At 39.6% G+C, this 19,547-nt stretch carries 14 protein-coding genes; all 14 read right to left on the bottom strand.

Annotated elements, in window-relative coordinates; translation table 11 throughout:
- Positions 1-51 precede the first annotated feature (51 nt).
- Positions 52-1,137, bottom strand: a complete 1,086-nt coding sequence (locus tag PFY09_RS00800) for an alpha/beta hydrolase-fold protein (protein ID WP_271161071.1) — start codon at positions 1,135-1,137, stop codon at positions 52-54.
- Between the two features lie 297 nt (positions 1,138-1,434).
- Positions 1,435-3,045, bottom strand: a complete 1,611-nt coding sequence (locus tag PFY09_RS00795) for a glycoside hydrolase family 43 protein (RefSeq protein ID WP_271161070.1) — start codon at positions 3,043-3,045, stop codon at positions 1,435-1,437.
- A gap of 212 nt (positions 3,046-3,257) precedes the next feature.
- The gene (locus PFY09_RS00790; RefSeq protein ID WP_271161069.1) at positions 3,258-4,976 is read right to left on the bottom strand and encodes a glycoside hydrolase family 43 protein; all 1,719 of its coding nucleotides are present in this window, start codon (positions 4,974-4,976) and stop codon (positions 3,258-3,260) included.
- A 128-nt stretch (positions 4,977-5,104) separates the two neighbouring features.
- Positions 5,105-6,394, bottom strand: coding sequence for an MFS transporter (locus PFY09_RS00785; protein ID WP_271161068.1), 1,290 nt, complete (start codon positions 6,392-6,394; stop codon positions 5,105-5,107).
- A 1-nt stretch (position 6,395) separates the two neighbouring features.
- Positions 6,396-6,560, bottom strand: coding sequence for a hypothetical protein (locus PFY09_RS00780; protein ID WP_271161067.1), 165 nt, complete (start codon positions 6,558-6,560; stop codon positions 6,396-6,398).
- Positions 6,561-6,581: 21 nt separating this feature from the next.
- Positions 6,582-7,034, bottom strand: coding sequence for a bifunctional 4-hydroxy-2-oxoglutarate aldolase/2-dehydro-3-deoxy-phosphogluconate aldolase (locus PFY09_RS00775; RefSeq protein WP_271161066.1), 453 nt, complete (start codon positions 7,032-7,034; stop codon positions 6,582-6,584).
- Complete coding sequence (locus tag PFY09_RS00770) at positions 7,031-8,038, bottom strand: PfkB family carbohydrate kinase (RefSeq protein WP_271161065.1); 1,008 nt, start codon at positions 8,036-8,038, stop codon at positions 7,031-7,033. The genes PFY09_RS00775 and PFY09_RS00770 overlap by 4 nt, the downstream gene beginning before the upstream one ends.
- A 2-nt stretch (positions 8,039-8,040) precedes the next feature.
- Entirely contained in the window at positions 8,041-9,459 is a 1,419-nt protein-coding gene (gene uxaC / locus PFY09_RS00765; protein ID WP_271161064.1) for a glucuronate isomerase, read from the bottom strand.
- An 18-nt stretch (positions 9,460-9,477) separates the two neighbouring features.
- Positions 9,478-10,293 carry an SDR family oxidoreductase gene (locus PFY09_RS00760; protein ID WP_268054396.1) on the bottom strand — a complete coding sequence of 272 codons (816 nt, stop codon included), beginning with the start codon at positions 10,291-10,293 and terminating at the stop codon, positions 9,478-9,480.
- A 119-nt stretch (positions 10,294-10,412) separates the two neighbouring features.
- Positions 10,413-11,591: a mannonate dehydratase gene (uxuA, locus tag PFY09_RS00755; RefSeq protein ID WP_271161063.1), complete on the bottom strand. Its 1,179-nt coding sequence runs from the start codon at positions 11,589-11,591 to the stop codon at positions 10,413-10,415.
- A gap of 89 nt (positions 11,592-11,680) precedes the next feature.
- Positions 11,681-13,624, bottom strand: a complete 1,944-nt coding sequence (locus PFY09_RS00750) for a RagB/SusD family nutrient uptake outer membrane protein (RefSeq protein WP_271161062.1) — start codon at positions 13,622-13,624, stop codon at positions 11,681-11,683.
- Between the two features lie 11 nt (positions 13,625-13,635).
- A complete protein-coding gene (locus PFY09_RS00745; RefSeq protein ID WP_256038602.1) occupies positions 13,636-16,515 on the bottom strand; it encodes a SusC/RagA family TonB-linked outer membrane protein in 2,880 nt (959 codons plus the stop codon).
- A gap of 94 nt (positions 16,516-16,609) precedes the next feature.
- On the bottom strand, positions 16,610-17,938 hold the full coding sequence (xylA, locus tag PFY09_RS00740; protein WP_271161061.1) for a xylose isomerase: 1,329 nt from the start codon (positions 17,936-17,938) through the stop codon (positions 16,610-16,612).
- A gap of 109 nt (positions 17,939-18,047) precedes the next feature.
- The gene (locus tag PFY09_RS00735; RefSeq protein WP_076396192.1) at positions 18,048-19,532 is read right to left on the bottom strand and encodes a xylulokinase; all 1,485 of its coding nucleotides are present in this window, start codon (positions 19,530-19,532) and stop codon (positions 18,048-18,050) included.
- Between the last annotated feature and the right edge of the window lie 15 nt (positions 19,533-19,547).

Genomic DNA, 19,547 nt, shown 5'->3' with positions numbered 1-19,547 from the left:
ATGCGGATGTCCCCGTGAGGAACGTCTTTTAAGGCATAAAAATCATCGCCTTCAAAAGGAATATCGATTCGAATAGTAATGAAAACTTCCGCTTTGAGGATCTGTTGTACCAATCCAAAAACTATCTGACTCTTTTTTCAGGGCATCTTTTTTTTCTAAATCGATCTGCACTTTTTGCGCTTCCGGAGCTTTGATTTTAAACATCACTCTTCCGTCGGGAAGAATTTTGGGATACTGTGCATTCCTGATATTGGTTGCTTCGGGTGTTCCCAAAACCGTAAAATTACTGAACTGAGATTTATCGACAGGCTTAAATAAAAGCTGTGAAAAGATATATAAATCATTTTTCCAGACCTTAAAGTCGTGACCGCCCGGTTCTATGTAAAAAATATGGGGGATTTTATTTTTTTTGAGATAATCGCTGGTTCTCTTACTGAAAGGCATCAGTCCGTCTGCATCGCCACAGGAAATAAAAATGAGCTTCAGCTTCAGAGCATCTTGTGGATTGGGCAAAAGCTTATAGGGCTCTTTGGTGTTGGGCGCTGAAGAAAATGAACCCAACCATGCAAATTTATCGATGTTTCCGAAAGCAAAATTCTGGGTTTGTCCGCCTCCCATTGAAAGGCCTGCCAAAGCCCTGCTTTCTCTGTCTTTTTTAACAGGATATTTTTTTTCTACAAAGGGAATCAGATCATTCAGCAGATCTTTTTCGAAGGTTATAAAGGCTTCTACTTTATCCGGAGCCATAATATTTCCTGTTGCTCTGTCATTCTTCATTGCTCTTCCGTTCGGTAAAACAACAATCATTGGCTGCAGTTTTCCCTGTGCGTATAGATTATCGAGAATAACATTTGGTTTTCCCTGATTGAACCATTCTTTTTCGTCTCCGCCGATGCCGTGAAGAAGATAAAGAACAGGGTATTTATTTCCTTTTTTGAATCCGGGTGGTGTGTAAATCAGTGCTTTTCTAGTCGTTCCTACCGTTTTTGAAACATATTGAACCGTATCGATTTTTCCGTGGGAAATTGTAGGATTTTCTACATCAAAACCCTGTGGTGCCTGTTTATCGGAAGTCTGTGCAGAAAAAAGGACTCCGGATAACATGAAAGTGACTGTTAATATGATGGATCTGTTCATGATTTTTATTTGTAAGTTTTACACTTATTGATTTTGATAAAAAAATCATTCATGTAAATGGATTTGTTTTTTAAATTTTATAGTCTGTTTTATTAACAGTTCGCCTCTACGAGGCTTTGTTTTGGTGACGCAACTTTTTTCTATTAACAGAATGCTCCTACGGAGCTCATATCTCTTTTTAAACAGCGAATCTCTCGTAGCCCGGCTTGAACGAAGCTCTTTTTGTGAGGAGAAACGACGAATAAAAAAGCGGGAGTAGAAGACGGATAAGCTACCAAAAAAATAATCCCACATTCATTACTCTGAAATGGTATTGACTCTGAAAAAATCGACATCTACAAAACCGCCCAGATTCCTGGTTGCATAATTGAAGATTGCCAACTTGGAACCCATAAAAAATCTTCGGTAATCGAAAATCATTTTGTATCCTTTTTCCATTTCGGTCCAGTTTTTCTGATCGGTACTGTAATAGAAATCTGCCAGATCTTTTCCGAGGTTGAAATCTGCATCAATTCTAAAATAAATGGTATCGGAATTCAGGGAAATACGCTTTTTCTCTTCTTTTTTAACGCTTATAACTGACTTGGTTTTATTATCTAAACTGACCGCATCAGCTGAAAAAACAATAAATTTTTCACCACCTTCCATTATGACAGACAAAATGCCTGAGTCACCGTTGAAAGCACTGAAACCTGCAACATCGCCGTCTTTCATTCCTTTCACATTTAAAGAAACAATGCCGCTGGATTTAGGACCTTCCATTCTCTGCGTTAAGGTGTTTGGAGCGAGATACAAATTATCCACTACTCTGCTTGTTTTCAACCTTAGGAAGCCTTTTCTTTCGGATAGGGACCATGCTGAATTGACAGGATTATGATTCCACTGCCATTGAATTTTCATTTTTTTGCCGGAAAATTCGTCGCTTTCTATCAGATGATTTTTTGGTTTGAAGGTGGGAAACGGAACTTCACCCGTCAAAGGTACTTTTCCGTTGTCACCTAAAACCGGCCAGTCGTTTTCCCATTTCACGGGAAGCAAAACCGGAACTCTTCCTACTCCATTTCTGTCCTGAAAGATCAGGGAATACCAGTTGCCATTCTTATCGTCAATCAAAGCACCCTGTCCGGCGTAAGAAAATCCAAGAAAATTGTCTTCCAGAACGATCTTTTTTTCGTACGGTCCGGTAACTTTATCGGCTCTGTACACTTCCTGACGGCGTTTTCCGCCTCTTGGCCAGGAAATCATCATCATATAATATTTTCCGTCTTTTTTAATGATCTGGTTGCCTTCCAAAAGTCCGGTTTCTGATTCATCTTTCTGAAAGACTTCTGTTCCGTCCTGATTTCCGATAATGGTTTTAAAATCGGGACTCAGTTCAAAAACTTTGTTTGAGGTAAAGACATATACCCGATCATCATCATCAAACAGCAAAGAGGCATCATGAAAATGCCTGGTTCTCGTGATGAGTTTCCAGTTTCCTTTTTCAGGATTGTCGGTAACATAAAAATAGGATTTGAAAGGCTCGTCGTTCGGGGAAAACAAAACGTAGTATTTTCCTTTGTGATAACGGATGGAAGAAGCCCATTGTCCACGTCCGTAAACAGTTCCGTTTATCAAGTTATATTTAGAATTATCATTCAGTGTATCAAAAACATAGCTCGATATTTCCCAGTGTACCAAATCTCTGGAATGCATTACCGGAGCTCCCGGCATCAGATGCATGGTGGTGCTTATCAGATAAAAATCGTCACCGTTTCTCGTGATTGATAAATCCGGAGCATCCGCCCAAATGATGGGATTGGTAAAGTGGGTTGTCGTCTTTTCAGAATGATTTATCTGGGCTGAAAGTGGATTCAGCCAGATAAATCCCAAAAAAGAAACTATATAAAATGGTCTATTAATTTTCACGTTTTTGCAATTTTGGTTTGGTTTTAATCAATCTAAAAAACTCTTTGACAAACTCAGCTTGACATTACTGATAATCAACCTATTGTAAATCCAAATAGCTTTTTAAAAGCCTGTATGATCTTTTATTTTGGCTAAAGCCGAATTGGCTGTTCTTTTTTGAAAAACGGGCTAAAGCCCGTTCCTATTCATATTCCGGGTGATTGCTTTTACTATTAATTCGGCACAATATCATTGGAGGAAGTACTGTATAATCCAATCAGACTTCCTGTAAATCCACCAGCAACATCGGTAGAAAGGATATTTCCCGAAACCGGACCGCCGAGATTTTTAAAGTTTCTGCCATCCAAAGAATAGCTGAAGCTGATTTCATCTTTTTCTCCTGTTACCTGAAATTTAATATTTTTTGAAAGTGAAATTTTTTCGCTTGCTAACAGTCTGGATTCCCCTTTTTCTGTTCTTTCCAAAACAATGTAGAAATCTTTGTCTTTTTTCGTAATCCCGAAAACGTAGTTGAATCTTTCACTTTGGTAGCAAGTGATTCCTGCCAGTTCTTTTTCGGATTTAGGTTTAAAATCAAGCGTTACGGAGGTTTCAAAATCTTCGTGCTGCAATCGGTGGAATAGTGCAGAAACAGGAGCTAAAGCTTTGATATTTGTCTCCATAGGATTCACTTTTACACCTGATTTTGTAGTGGTGATAAAATTTTCGCGAGGTCCACGCATTGCAATCCAACGGAAATCCAGATTTTTATCGGTTAATTTATCATTGTAGGTAAAATTTCCGTTCGGAAAAAATCCGTTTTGTCCGGTCTGATTCTGAACGCCTTGTGGCATTTTCAATTTTGGCTTCATCGGAACCAAACCATTTTGAAATACAGGATATGTTCCGCTCCAGTCAACAGGAAGAATGAAGGTTTCCCTGCCTTTATTAACCCGATTATTGACATTAGGACGAATGGCTAAAAATACACCGTACCATTGCCCGTTCGGACCTTCCACCAAATCTGCATGACCTGCCCAATCTACTTTTTCTTTTCTGTCTCTTGGAAAATATCTTTGGGTAAGAATTGGATTGTTTTTAGCCGGAACAAACGGGCCTTTTGGAGAATCTGCCATAAAAACGACTTCGCTATGGTTGCCTCCAGTTCCGCCTTCTGCACACATCAGGTAATATTTTCCTTTGTATTTGTATAAATGAGGACCTTCAATCCAGATTGGTTTTTGGGAAAGGTCTACTCCTCCGTTCACGATAATTTTGTCTGAACCTGCGACAACCTGATCTTTTTCCAGATCGTAATCCCACATTTTTATAACACGGTGACCTTGATACTGCTCGGTTCCTTTTGGCGGCGCATCGTTATGAACAATGTATGCTTTTCCGTCATCATCAAAGAAAATGGCAGGATCAATCCCGTCAAAATTCAGCTTTTGTACTTCGCTCCATCCTTTTGCCGGATCTTTGGTTTTCACGACCATATTCCCGACTCCACCTGCAATCTGGGTGGTAATCATATAAAATGTATCGTTGAATTTGTTGTATTTGATATCCGGCGCATAAATTCCCTGTGAAACACCGCCTTTTTCTACCTTAAGCTGGGAAGGTCTGTCCAAAACGTGACCGACCTGCTTCCAATTCACCAGATCCTTGGAAGTGAAAATAGGAACTCCGGGAAACATTGAGAAAGAAGAATTTACCAAATAATAGTCATCTCCTTTTTTTGTAATACTTGGATCGGGATAACAGCCCTGAAGAATCGGGGAGTAAAATTCGTCCGGTTTCAGGGGATTTTCGTTGTATATTTTGTCGTTTCCACGATAGGTAAAATCTGAGAAAGTCTGTGCAGAAAAATGACTTACAGAAAGCCAAGAGGCAGCAGCCAACAAAGTAAGTTTATTTCTTAAAAAAATCGAATGCATTATTCTCTGTCTCATTATTATATTTTTAGATTATTGTTTAATATGGTATTTATGCTTTTTAATCTTGTCAGAAAAATATTGAATCTGACCTTTTTAAATCTTTCAAAGCTGTATTTTATTCCTCATTAAAAGCAGATGCAATTTTAATTCTTGTTTAACTCTTCAGTTACAGATTTCCTATTAATAAGTTTTATGATCAGCCATGCGGCAACATAAGAGATTCCTGCAATAAAGAAAATGATGTTATATCCTCCGTTAATATTTCCTGATTTTTTAAATGTATCCAGAACAACACCAATGAACAGAGGGAAAATGATTCCTGCCGCCGAACCGAGCATTCCGCCAAATCCGATCACGGAACTTACATGGCTATTGGGTAATCTGTCGCCAACAGTTGTCATCAGATTTGCTCCCCAACCTTGATGCGCAGCGGTTGCAAAAGCTATAATAACCGTTATTATCCACATATTTTCTACATATTTTGAAAACATTACCGGTACTACCATTAATGCAAACAACAGCATCACGATGCTTCTCGCTCTTCCGATCGCCCAGCCTTTTTTAATTAAAAAAGATGACAGATAACCGCCGCCAATGCTTCCGATGGTGGTTCCGCTGTAAATAACGATTAATGGAATAGAAGGTTTGGTTAAATCCATTTTGAAAACATCGGAAAAATAAGCGGGCAGCCAAAACATGAAGAAATACCAGATGGGGTCTGTCATTATTTTTCCGATGGCAAATGACCATGTTACTTTGTATTTCAATAATTCTGACAAAGGAATTTTTTCATGAGACTCAGACTGGGTTTGCTGGTCACTTTTAATGTATTGAAGTTCTTCCTGACTTAAAAGCTTCGATTTTTCCGGTGTGTAATAGAATTTCCACCAAAGAATAATCCATAATAAACCCAATGCACCAATCCAGACAAAAGTCTGCTGCCATCCGTAATGCCCCAGAATAAAAGGAACAAGAACAGGAGCAAGAATTGCCCCGACCGTTGCTCCCGAATTAAAAATTCCTGTTGCCAAAGCCCTCTCTTTTTTCGGGAACCATTCTGCAACAGATTTTATAGCCGCGGGAAAATTTCCGGCTTCGCTAAGCCCTAAAGCCATTCTTGCCATGATAAATCCTACTGTACTCTTCACAAAACCATGTCCTATAGAAGCAAGACTCCACACGACCAAAGAAACCGCATAACCTATTTTGGTTCCCACTCTGTCAATAAAACGTCCCATTGCCAGATAACCTAATGCATATGTTGCGGTAAAAGCCATCACAATATAGCTGTAATCTTTTTCGTCCCAGTGGAATTCGGTTTCTAATGTTGGTTTCAGCAATCCCATCACCTGACGATCAAGATAATTGATGGTTGTAGCGAGGAAAACCAAAGACAGCATCCACCATCTGAGATTCGTTTTAGGTATCTGCATTTTATTTTGATTTTAACTGAATTAATAATTTCTCCATCTTATCTTTTAATTCTGCGGAAGAAAGATTGAGATTAATCAGAGAACTTCCGAGTCCTACCGCAACAGCTCCACTTTCCATCCAACTGAGAATATCTTCCGGATCGGAGCTGATTCCGCCGTTAAGCATAAATTCCATTTCGGGGAAAACCTACCGGATCGATCTGATGTATTTTTTCCCTACGACATCCGCAGGAAATATTTTTACCATTCTAAGTCCGTTCTGATAAGCAAGATTTATTTCTGAAGGCGTAAAACATCCCGGAATCAGTAAAATATTTCTTTCCGAGGCATTTTTCACAATAGACTCATCAATCACCGGTGTAATGATAAAGTCTGCACCCGCATTTACGTATTCATTCATCTCTGCTACATTTTTTACGGTTCCTATTCCTAAGAAGAGTTCCGGAAATTCTGTCGCTGACAGTTCTTTCAGTTTTCTGAAATTTTGTAAAGCAGATGCTCCACGGTTGGTATATTCTACAACGCGGATTCCTGCTTTATAAAGCGATTCTACAATGGATTTTGAAACCTCGAAAGATTCATTGTAAAACAATGGAACGATCTTCTGACCTTTTATTTTTTGTATGATTGTTGAACTCATAAATTCTTGATATTAATCGTTTCGTTGATGGTATCGCCCTGTACAAAAAGTTTTTTAAAGGCTACTTTTACAGCATCATCCAGAATTCTCTGGTTTGCATTTCCTTTGATGATCCCGTGAATAAGAGCCGCCATGAAAGAATCTCCGCTGCCTACTCTTTCCAGAATTTTATCAGAATAGTAGTGTTCTGATATGAATAATTTCCCTTCGGAATACAGGGTCGCAAAATAATGCACTTCATCTCCTTTTGTGAATCTGAAAGTATTGGCAATGCTTTCTACATTGGGATAAGATTTCTGAATTTCCAAAGCTGATTTTTCAGCCTGTTTTAAAAGGTTTTCATCATCAAAATTTCCATTCAATTCGTATTGGATTGAAATGTCCAGAAATTCCTGAATTGACCATATATTTCCCATTAAAACATTCACAAACGGCATCAGCTTTGAGATTTTATCAAACGGATTCTGATTCTGCCAAAGAGAAGCACGGTAATTCAGATCCAGAGAAACTTTGATATTCCGGGCATTGGCTTTCTTCATCAAATCAAAACATTTTTGAAAAGCATTCTCGCTCAAAGTAAGCGTAATTGTGCTTATATGAAGCCATGTAATATCCTGAAAAACTTCGTCATCGGAAAATCCTGAAAAGTCTGATTCTGAAAAAACGGAAGGAAAACGATCGTAGATCACTTTGGCATTCTGCATATCGCCATGAAAAGGAAGATAAAAGCTTCCCAGTCTGCCATTTGATCTTTCTGCGAGGATTTCTATTTTTTCCTGATTTAATTTTAATTCCAATTGATTTCCCAGATAATTTTCCGGTAATGCGGAATACAAAGAAACCTTATTTCCCCATTTGGAAAGTGCGGAAGCCACATTATATTCAGCTCCGCCTATATAAATTTTAACGGACTGATTTTCCAGCCAATTTCCATGAGAATCCGGAGCAAAGTGCAAAAGCAGTTCTCCGAAGCATAAAATTTTATTTGAATTTCCCTGATCCATTCTTAAAAATTGAAATAATTTTTGGCGTTGTAGTAACAGATATCCTGAATTATCGCTCCAACCCATTTTTCGTCATCGGGAAGAAGCCCTTCTTCCATTTCTCTTCCGAACATGTTACAAAGCAATCTCCTGAAATATTCGTGTCTTGAAAACGAAAGGAAACTTCTGGAATCGGTAAGCATTCCGACAAAAGTGCTTATTAATCCAATATTCGAAAGGGTGTTCATCTGCTTCTGCATTCCATCCAACTGATCCAGAAACCACCATGCAGCACCAAATTGTATTTTTGAGCGGATTCCGGATTGGTTGAAATTGCCTGCAAGAGAAGCCAGAACTTCATTATAAGCCGGATTTAAATTGTAAATAATTGTTTTTGCAAGTTTGTCTTCGGAATTGAGTTCATCAAAAAGAACACTCATCCTTTGAGCAAAATACTGCTCTCCGATTGCATCGAAACCTGTATTTGCGCCAATACTTTTCAGCATGAGGGAATTGTTATTTCTTGTGGCACCTACGTGGAACTGCTGAACCCAGCCTTTATCAGAATACATTTTGCAAAGTTCTTTTAAAAGAAATCCGCAAAGCGCATCCGGATTGGAAAATGCAGGTTTGTTGCCTTTCAGAAATTCTGAAAACTCTTTTTCCAGATCTGAGCTCCATTTCGTTGTATCAGGAAAATATTCAAACCCATGATCGGAAACTTTAGCTCCAACCTCATCAAAATAATTGATTCTTGACCTAAGTGCATTCAATAAATCGGAAACCGAACTGATATTGATTCCGGAAGCTTTTTCGAGTTTTTTAAGGTTGAGAATATACGATTCGGGATCAATAATATTAATGTAAATATCCGGCCGGAAACTCGGCAGAACGGTTGTACTGAAATTACCTGCTCTTAATTTTTTATGATGATCCAGCTCATCCGAAGGATCATCTGTTGTACAAAGTGCTTCCACTTTATAATTTCTGAGCAAATTCTGTGGTGTAAAATCAGGTTTCTGTAAGGAATCCTGCATTGAGCTGTAAACATCTGTCGCATTTTTACCGGACAAATATTCCTTAATTCCAAAAGTATTTTTTAGCTCAAGATGAGTCCAGTGAAATAACGGATTCCGAAGCGTATAAGGAACGGTTTCTGCCCACTTAAGGAATTTTTCATTATCGGCTGCTTTTCCTGAAATGAAATGTTCATCAATCCCGAAATTCCGCATCGCGCGCCATTTGTAATGGTCGCCATCCAGCCAGATCGCCGTAGGGGAACGGAAATTCCGGTTATGTGAAATGACATCAGGTTCCAGATGATTATGATAATCGATGATGGGCATTCCTTCCGCATAGCCAAAATAGAGGTTCTCTGCTTTTGCTGATCCCAACAAAAACGAATCTCCGAAAATGTCTTTATTTTTAATGAAATGACTCATTATTCAATTTAAAAAAAATTAAACTCCGCTGAAAGCACTAAAACCTCCATCAACGGGAATTAAAGCTCCGGTAATGAAGCTTGCGGCATCTGAACAGAGAAACTGTACAGTTCCGTTTAACTCTTCCACTTCCCCGAATCTCTGCATGGGTGTTTTGGCAATTACTTTTTTGCTTCTGTCCGTTAAAGATCCATCAGGATTCAGTAAAATGGCACGGTTCTGATCTCCGATGAAAAATCCCGGTGCTACTGCATTTACACGGATTTTATCTCCGAATTTTAAAGCAAGGTCGGAAGCCAGCCATTGGGTAAAATTGGTAATTGCGGATTTTGCCGCCGAATATCCGGCGACTCTTGTAATTGCAGAATACGCTGCCATTGATGAAATATTAACAATGCTGCCGCTTTTCTGTTCCGCCATTATTTTTCCGAAAACATAGCTAGGATAAACGGTTCCGTTGATATTAAGAGCAGTAACCTCATCCCATCCGCTGATATTCATGTCGAAAAATGACTGTTCGGGAGATAAGGTTGCTGAAGGAATATTTCCTCCGGCGATGTTCAGCAAAATATCTATTTTACCATATTTTTCGATGATTTTTTCTGATGCATTTTCCAGACTTTCAATGTTCATTACATTGGCTTCCACGGCAAATGCATTATCTTCTGAACCTGCAAGTTCCTTTACACGGGACTGCAGTGTTTCGTGGTTTCTTCCTAACATCACCACTTTTGCACCGGCTTCGATAAAACTTTTGGCAAGGCTTCCTCCCAAAACGCCGGAAGCTCCTGTAATGACTGCGACTTTATCTTTTATACTGAATATTTCGTTCATTTTTTATTTTTGATGAATGATGGTTGATATTGAACCCTTCGGGTTCGCTGTTCATTGTATTCTGTTTGCCATAGGTTTCACCTACGGTTATTTGTATTGAACCCTTCGGGTTCTTTTTCCTAAAGTTTTTTGTTCATTTCGTTCTGTACGGCTGCCATTACTCCTTCTATCTGTCCTAAAGCCAACATTCTTCCCAGGAAAGAATACCCCGGATTATAGCCTTTATCTGTATCTTCCGACAACAATCTTCCGTGATCGATTCTCATGGGCAGATCGGGATTTTCTTTTTCAAATACCCTTACTACATCGATTAACTTTCCTCTTCCGCCTAAATGATGTGCTTCAATAAAGTCTCCGTTTTCAAAAACATTGGTGCTTCTGAGATGAACAAATTTTGTTCTGTGAGCAAATTTCTGAGCCAGTTTCGGAACATCATTTTGTAGATTGGCACTCAGAGAACCTGCGCAGAAAGTTAATCCGTTATGAGGATTGTCTACGGCATTCAGGAACCAGTCGATATCTTCTTCGTTCGTTACAATTCTGGGTAAACCGAGTAAAGCGAAAGGCGGATCATCGGGATGAATACACATCTGGATATTCCATTCTTCACAAACCGGCATTATTTTTTCGAGGAAATATTTCAGGTTTTCGCGAAGCTGATTTTTATCAATCCCATCATATAAAGCTAGTAAATTGTTGAACTTTTCTACTGGATTTAATTCGCCTTCTCTTATGTTTCCGTTGACGAATCCCTGTGTTTTCACAATAACTGAATCGATCAGATCATGGTTATCTTTTTCTGTGAGTGTATTTTTAAGTTCTTCAACTTTTTGAAGAATTTCCTGAGTGTAATCTTTTTCTGCTCCTTCTCTTTTAAGAATATGAATTTCAAAATAAGCAAATCTTGCTTTATTAAAGTACAATGATGATGAACCGTCTTCCCACTCGTGGAAAAGATCTGTTCTTGCCCAGTCTAAAACCGGCATGAAGTTGTAGCAGACTGTAGTAATGCCTGCTTTTCCTAAGTTTTCGAGACTTTTAATATAATTTTCTATTAAAAAATCACGGTCTTCTCCTCCGTATTTGATCGCTTCGCTTACGGGAAGACTCTCCACAACAGACCAGCGAAGACCGTGACTCTCTATATAATTTTTGTAATCGTTAACAGCCTCTAAGCTCCAGATTTCTCCATTAGGAATATCGTGTAAGGCAGATACAATACCTTCCACCCCAATTTGTAAAAGGGTTTGTAATTTAATTTTATCGTTCTTCCCAAACCAACGCCATGTTTTTTCCATATAATTTAAAATTTTTAATTAAAAAACAAGGCAGATATTTTTTAGGATCTGCCCTGTGAACTATATATGAATGTGAAACTAACCGATTTCTAATAACCAGGATTCTGATATTTTGCTTTTTCATCAGCAGTTGCACCACTCATTGCATCGATTTGTCCTTGCGGAATCGGTCTCAGATAATGGAACGGCTGAATATTACGTGTTACGGTCTGCGGTGTATGGTTTCCATAAGCAGTACCTCCGATTTTATAAGTAGCTGCATATTCGCCCCACTTCTGTGTACGCACCAAATCGTACCATCTGTAGAATTCTCCGTAGTATTCACGGGATCTTTCTGCCAGAATATAATCTATAGTAATTACCGAAGGCGTTGCAGCAGTCATTGCGGCACTATTATCTGCAATGTACGTTGTATTTTGAGCGTTATTAAATTTCCATTTTCCTGCTCTTGCACGGATCACGTTAATTAAATCTCTCGCCGTCATAGAACCTGATGCTCCTTTTACAGCCGCTTCTGCCGCGATAAAATAGAACTCAGAGAATTTTGCGACATTGAAAGGTCTTGTTAAACCTGCATTAGGATATCCTAATCCATTTGGATCATCCGTACGGTACGTACCGATTTTCCACAATCCCGGATAAACGATTCTGCTGATTCCGTTTGGTGCAACTACCCAATCTGCTCTTCCCGGCAAAGTACCTGCGCCCACACCGTTTTGTCCTGCTCCTGAAGGATATGTCGGCGTTTGGGAATCATCGTTAAGAAAACTCAGAATAGCTCCTCCCGGCTGTACAGGTAAGTTATTGGCATTATACAGAACAGGGTTCGTAACACCTGCCTTGTCCCAGTTACCTCTGTAAGTCGTAACAAAAGTACCGTCATATCTTGAATCGGTAGTTTTATCAGCAAATGTATTCTGAATAACTCCAATCGGAGGAGCCATACGAACCCATGGACGACCTAAAGATTGTGTTGCAGCACGCTGTACAGAACTTACAGCAGTAAAGGTTGTTGCGGAGCTGCTGCTCTTCAGGTTGGTGTAGTTCCAGGTCTGCATCCACGCAGCGAAGTTATCAGGAGCCCATCCTGAACCGAAACCTACAGGATCTGATTCGTTATAAAATGCACTTGCCTGAGTATGGTCTGCATACAGCATACATTCGTTATTCCTGTCGTTTGATCCTACATTTACATCATAAAATGTAGGCTGCAAAGAATATGGACCGGGAGTAGTTATTCCCTGCATAGCTGTGTCATAAGCCTGCTGGAAATACCATTGTGCATTATGACCGTCCGGATCGGTTCTTGGAGCGTCCGGATATGTTGGAATGCTGTTCGGGTTCTGCAGCCACCATCCGTATGTAAGGTAGGCTTTTGCTAAAAATAATCTTGCAACATTTTTAGTTACTCCTCCAGTTACTCTTGGTGAAGCGGGTAAATTATCTATTGCTTTTCTCAGATCAGGAAAAATTCCTCTGGTATAAACTTCCGGAACTGTATTTCTCTTAGAAGTTGTTATCGCATTTGTATTCAGTGCAAGTTCTCCTGCTCCCAAATCTAACGGAACTCCCCCATACGTCTGAACCAGCATAAAGTAATCAAATGCTCTGAAGAATCTTGCTTCGGAAATTAATGATTCTGCCACGCCAAACTGCGGACCTCTTTCTACAATTCCGTTTGCCGTATTAATAGAAGGGAATACGGATCCCCAAATCATACTCGGAGGGAAAGAAGATGGTGTAACGTTACCATTTCCTGAAAAGTCCAATTCTTTAAAGTTTCCGTCTGCACTCTGTGCAAAAGTAGATTCGTCGGTACCGTTCTGGCAGTTACTCATGAAGTAGCCGTTACCATACAATAAACGCAAACTTCTGTATAAAGATGTTACCCCTGCTGTAACCCCATCTGGCGTATTAAAATAATCCACCGTATAGTTAGATCTTGGCTGTTCGTCCAGAATTTCATTACAACTGGATAAGCAAAGCGAGAAGAAAAACGCTCCTAAAACTATTTTTTTATTAAACTTGATCATGATTTTGTAATTTAAAAAGATAAATTGATTCCCATTAGATAATTACGTGTAGACGGGTTATTGGTTCCTATAATCAGCTGACGCGCGTTATAAGGAAGGCTGCTGTTTACCGCCTGATTCTGGTTACCGTAAGAGTTCGGTTCCGGATCCATCCCGGATTCTTTATGATAAGGAGAGAAAAGAACGAGAGGATTAGTTACGGTTACATAAATTCTTAAACTATTTAATTTCAGATCATCTAAAAATTCTTTCTTCAAATTATATCCTAGTGTTATTGTTCTCAGTTTAAGATATGATCCATCGAAGTAAGCAAGAGTAGAACCGTATTTCGGGTTGTCTCCACTCATTATTCCTCCAGGTTTAGGATATCTTACATTCGGGTTTTCTGCCGTCCAGTAATCTACATCCACGTTATTCCCTCTTCCCGTTAATCTGTTAAGATAACCCGAAGAACCATAAATAGAACTGATTAAAACACCCCCATGCTGAAATGCACCTACAGTACTCAATTCAAAATTTTTGTAAGCGAATCTCATGTTGAAACCACCCTGCCAATCCGGTGCGGTATCGATAATTTGTCTGTCGTCCGGACCTATTGCTCTTACCGGAGTACCATCTGCATTGTAACCGCCGGTGTAAAGGACTTTAATCATTCCTACATTACCCCCTGGTTCCAATATATTCAGGTAAGGATCTCCCTGCTGCCACAAACCAATGTTCTGATAGTCATAGATCGCATTGATATTATGTCCAACAAACCAGTTGTTCGCCACATCCCGGGTAGTTCCTGAATTCAAAGCTAAAATCTGATTTCTGTTGGCATACCAGTTAACCCCTGCATCCCAACTGAAACCATCAGGATTGTTTATGATCGTACCATTAAGTGAAACTTCCCAACCTTTGTTTTCTATCTGTCCTATATTGTTCGTTACACTCGCAATACCTCCGGATATAGGAAGATTTGTCGGAGATAAAACCTGTTCTGTTTTAGTTCTGTAATACTCTACAGTACCTGTCAATCTATTATTAAATAATCCGAAATCCAAACCGAAGTTATTGGTTTTAGAATATTCCCAGCCCAGCTCAGGATTTGGCGCGGTAGTGATATATACCCCTGTCGTATTTGTATTTCCGAAATTATACGGAACAACCCCTAAAGTTCCTTTGGTAGTGTACGGACCAACCGCCTGATTGGAAGTCTGCCCCCATCCGTATCTTAATTTGAACTGGTTGATGGCTTTGAGACTCTGCATGAAAGATTCATTAGCAAGGTTCCAGCCTAAAGATATTGCAGGATAGGTATGCCATTTGTTACCCGGTGCCAAAACAGATGCACCATCTGCACGAAGCGTTGCCGTAATCATATACTTATTATCGTAGGTGTACATAGCACGTCCCATATACGATATAAGCCCTCTCTGTACATATATCTGATCTTCAGGCTTTACAGAAATATCTGCTTGTGGAGACTGTCCCAAATTATAATACTGGAAAAAGTCTGCCGGTACATTTTTGGCACTCATATAGCTGCTGATATACCGATTGCCTTCTGCAGAATATAAAGCTACAGCATTGATCTTATGTTTTCCAAAAGTTTTGTCATAGGTTAATAAATTTTCTAAAGTCCAGTGATAAGTCTGACTGTTTCCTTTTCCTGCACTGGACGGAGCTGCCGCATTCACATTGAAAACCCCTACTCCTGTATAGTTTCCGCTGTTAGAAGTGGTATAATCCAACCCGACATTTAATCTGTATTTCAAACCGCTAATCGGTAAGCTTACTTCTCCATATAAATTATTGTATGAAGAAAGACCTTTGCTTTCATCTACATATTTATCCCCCAGATTTTCGAGGGTCTTTCTGATGTATACCCAAGACTGATCAATATTCGATGCCGTACTGATGGTTCTTTTGATAGTGCCATCCGGATTATAAGGGTTTGCTAAAGGAGAGTTGCCCAGAACCGGCGCTCCTGCCACTCCGTTACCATCCGACACGGTATAGTTGGTATTGGAGGTAAATCCGAATTTGAAGCTTTTACCAACCTGCTGGTCCAGAGCGATCCTTAATGAGAATCTTTCATAACTCTGGATCGGAATTAAAGCATCCTGTTTAAAATAGGATAACCCTACGTTATAATTACCACCTTCTGTTCCACCTGAAACCCCTACATCATGACTGGTCATCATCGCCGGTTTATAATACAGCTTTTGCCAGTCTGTATTGGTGTCTAACGTTTCATCTTTTCCTAATCCGTAAATATTTCCGGCATCAGCTCTTAATTTAGCCAATTTAGGACCATCCATCATCGGAAACCTTGAAAACAAGGTCTGAACTCCTGTAAAAGAATTGTACGTAAATCTCGGCTTCTGACCTTTGGAGCCTCTGTTGGTTGTTACCAAAATAACTCCATTTGCTCCTCTGGAACCATAAATTGCAGTTGCAGAAGCATCTTTCAGGATATCTATACTTTTAATGTCACTGGAACTGATATCACCAAGTGATCCCACAAACGGAATTCCATCAAGAACAATTAACGGATCATTAGCATTGGGTGTTAAAGATCTTGTTCCTCTGATGCGAATTTGCATGCTTGCTCCGGGTTTGGTAGAGGTCTGGCTAATATCGACACCTGCTGTTCTTCCCTGCAATGCCTGAGTAATGTTAGCAGTAGGTACTTCTCTTAAAACATCACCTTTTACGGATGCTACAGAGCCTGTTACGGCTTCTTTTCTTTGGGTTCCGTACCCGATTACCACTACTTCTTCTATTTTTTTCTCCTTAGCAACAGTATCTTTTTTACTCTGAGAATAGGCTAAACCGGAAGGTAATAAAGCCATCGCAAAAAAGAGCGCTGCTTTATTGGTTTTAGCTAAATAAGATCGATTCATAATTATTACGTTTAATATTAGGGTTGAATAAAAAGGCTATTAATAATTATCGTATTGAAAAATCCTTAGTGTTTAGCAGCCTTTTTACGTTTATTTAGATATACATATTCACAATCGCTTCAAACAGTTCCTGCTTTCCGCTTTTTGGCTGTGGTTCCCCAATTTCATGAGCTATCCTCTGAAGATCTTCCAAAGTAAGCGTTCCTGCTTCAAAAGCCTTTCCGTTTCCATTGTCGAAAGATGCGTAACGGTCTGTTCTCAGTTTTTTATAATCTGAATTTTCAAGAATATCTGCTGCGGCTAAAAGTCCTTTCGCAAAAACATCCATCCCCGAAATATGAGAAATAAACAAATCTTCAGGATCAATAGAGTTTCTTCTGATTTTAGCATCGAAATTAACTCCTCCTTTTCCTAAACCTCCTGCAGGAAGTAAAACCAGCCATGCCTGAACCATATCTAAATAATCTACCGGAAACTGATCTGTATCCCATCCGTTCTGATAATCTCCCCTGTTTGCATCGATGCTTCCTAAAAGTCCTGCATCTACTGCCACCTGAAGTTCATGTTCGAAAGTATGACCAGCAAGTGTTGCGTGGTTCACTTCAATATTTAATTTAAAATCTTTATCTAATCCGTAATGTCTCAGGAAGCCGATCACCGTTTCAGAATCATAATCATACTGGTGTTTTGTAGGTTCCATCGGTTTTGGCTCAATAAGGAAAGTTCCTGTAAAACCTTGCTGACGGGCGTAGTCTCTGGACATGGTAAGAAAACGTGCCAAATGGTCTTTTTCACGCTTCATATCGGTATTCAAAAGGCTCATATATCCTTCTCTACCACCCCAGAAAACGTAGTTTTCGCCACCAAGAGCAATTGTAGCATCAATAGAATTTTTAACCTGAGTTCCTGCGCAGGCAACCACATCAAAATTCGGGTTCGTGGAAGCTCCGTTCATGTATCTTTCGTGCGTGAAAACGTTTGCCGTTCCCCATAAAAGTTTAATTCCGGTTTCCTGCTGCTTTTGTTTTGCATATTCCACTACAGCCTGAAGATTCTTCTCGTAGTCTTTCCAGTTATCGGCAGGATCTACCAAATCTATATCATGGAAACAATAGTAATTGAAGCCCATTTTAGACATAAATTCGAAACCGGCATCCATTTTATGCATTGCTCTGGTTACCGCATCGTTTCCGATGTCCCATGGATGATGAATTGTTGGCCCTCCAAACGGATCGCTTCCGTTTGCACATAAGGTATGCCACCAAGCCATCGCAAAACGCGTCCAGTCTTTCATAGGTTTTCCCATCACAATTCTTTCCGCATCATAATATCTGAAAGCCATTGGATTTCTGCTTTCTTTCCCTTCAAACTTGATTTTGTCGATACCTGTAAAAAACTCTTTCGTACCTGTTAAAGTGTTCATATATTTGTTATAATTTTTAGTTTAATTTTAAAATTCAACATAAAGTTTCCCTGCTCACTGATCCTTGAGGGTCAATAAGTACAGTAAAAAAATCTTTTTGTATTGGTGATTATACTATTTCGTTAAGATGCTGTTTCCATCTCGAATAGGCTTCTAAGTATTGTTCTCTTTTTTCCAGCTGCGGTTCTATTACGGCTATTCTTTCCAGAGAGGCAAAGGCTTCTTTAGCATCTGCGTAAAAGCCTATCCCCATTCCTGCGGCTCTTGCAGCGCCTACCGCTCCGTCGGTATCATAAAGTTCAATAACGGCATTGCTTACTCCGGCTAATGATTTTCTGAAAATTGAACTCAGGAACATATTGGCATTTCCTGCCCGAATTACCTGAATATCCATCCCGATGTTTCTCATGATATTCATTCCGTATTCGTAAGAAAATACAATTCCTTCCTGCGCGGCACGCAGAATATCTCCTTTGGTATGGATATTAAAATTAATTCCGTGGATGGAGCAGTTGGTTTCCTTATTTTCCAGCACTCTTTCTGCTCCGTTTCCGAAAGGTATGATGCTTAATCCTTTGGCTCCTACCGGTGAAAGCGATGCCAGATCGTTCATGTCTCCGTAAGAGGATAATGATGTTGCAAAATTCTGCTTTAGCCAGGAGTTTAAAATTCCTGTTCCGTTAATGCAAAGCAAAACTCCCAATCTTGTTAATTCTTCTGTATGATTTACATGTGCAAAAGTATTAACCCTTGATAATGTATCATATTCCAACTGATCCAGAACGCCATAGACTACGCCTGAAGTTCCTGCTGTGGAAGCGATTTCTCCGGGATTGAAAACATTGAGTGACAATGCATTATTGGGCTGATCTCCTGCTCTGTAGGAAATGGGAGTTCCTTCTTTTAAGCCTAATTCCTGCGCCGCTACGGCAGAAACTGTGGACTGAATCCCGAATGTAGGTACGATTTCAGGGAAAAAGCTTTTCGGAATCCCGTAATAATTAATGACATCTTCTGAAATGCAATTGTTTTTAAAGTCCCAGAAAATCCCTTCTGATAATCCTTCAACCGTTATTCCGATCTCTCCGGAAAGTCTCATGGCGATGTAATCTCCGGGAAGCATTATTTTATCTATTTTCCCGAAAATTTCAGGTTCATTTTCTTTTACCCATGCTAATTTTGATGCGGTAAAATTCCCCGGCGAATTCAGCAAATGGGATAAGCATTTCTCTTCTCCGATTGCTTTAAAGGCTTTTTCGCCGTAAGGAACAGCGCGACTGTCGCACCAGATGATGGATGGTCTTAGCAGGTTCTGATCTTTATCTACTAAAATTAAACCGTGCATTTGCCACGTAATACCAATTCCCTTAATGTCTTCTGCATGTATACCGGCTTCATGCATTACCGCTTCATGTGCCAATTTCAGATTTGTCCACCAGTCGACAGGATTCTGCTCTGCCCAACCCGGATGTACCGCAGTAATTTTCATTTCTTTTTTAGGAGAAAATTCGGATGCGATTACTTTTCCGCTGGATGCCTCGATGAGACAAACTTTCACAGAAGAACTGCCGATATCATAGCCTAGTAAGTACATATAGTTTTAAAAAGG

Origin of the sequence: Chryseobacterium gambrini (assembly GCF_027920505.1) — a bacterium.
In the GTDB taxonomy this organism is placed as follows: Bacteria; Bacteroidota; Bacteroidia; order Flavobacteriales; family Weeksellaceae; genus Chryseobacterium; species Chryseobacterium gambrini.
This window is presented reverse-complemented; position numbering and strand designations above follow the sequence as displayed.

Excerpts from the sequence above, each read along its gene's own strand:
- PFY09_RS00800 (WP_271161071.1), bottom strand. The coding sequence starts at position 1,137 with ATGAACAGATCCATCATATTAACAGTCACTTTCATGTTATCCGGAGTC.
- PFY09_RS00790 (WP_271161069.1), bottom strand. The coding sequence starts at position 4,976 with ATGAGACAGAGAATAATGCATTCGATTTTTTTAAGAAATAAACTTACT.
- PFY09_RS00785 (WP_271161068.1), bottom strand. The coding sequence starts at position 6,394 with ATGCAGATACCTAAAACGAATCTCAGATGGTGGATGCTGTCTTTGGTT.
- PFY09_RS00780 (WP_271161067.1), bottom strand. The coding sequence starts at position 6,560 with ATGCTTAACGGCGGAATCAGCTCCGATCCGGAAGATATTCTCAGTTGG.
- PFY09_RS00775 (WP_271161066.1), bottom strand. The coding sequence starts at position 7,034 with ATGAGTTCAACAATCATACAAAAAATAAAAGGTCAGAAGATCGTTCCA.
- PFY09_RS00770 (WP_271161065.1), bottom strand. The coding sequence starts at position 8,038 with ATGGATCAGGGAAATTCAAATAAAATTTTATGCTTCGGAGAACTGCTT.
- uxaC (WP_271161064.1), bottom strand. The coding sequence starts at position 9,459 with ATGAGTCATTTCATTAAAAATAAAGACATTTTCGGAGATTCGTTTTTG.
- PFY09_RS00760 (WP_268054396.1), bottom strand. The coding sequence starts at position 10,293 with ATGAACGAAATATTCAGTATAAAAGATAAAGTCGCAGTCATTACAGGA.
- uxuA (WP_271161063.1), bottom strand. The coding sequence starts at position 11,591 with ATGGAAAAAACATGGCGTTGGTTTGGGAAGAACGATAAAATTAAATTA.
- PFY09_RS00750 (WP_271161062.1), bottom strand. The coding sequence starts at position 13,624 with ATGATCAAGTTTAATAAAAAAATAGTTTTAGGAGCGTTTTTCTTCTCG.
- PFY09_RS00745 (WP_256038602.1), bottom strand. The coding sequence starts at position 16,515 with ATGAATCGATCTTATTTAGCTAAAACCAATAAAGCAGCGCTCTTTTTT.
- xylA (WP_271161061.1), bottom strand. The coding sequence starts at position 17,938 with ATGAACACTTTAACAGGTACGAAAGAGTTTTTTACAGGTATCGACAAA.
- PFY09_RS00735 (WP_076396192.1), bottom strand. The coding sequence starts at position 19,532 with ATGTACTTACTAGGCTATGATATCGGCAGTTCTTCTGTGAAAGTTTGT.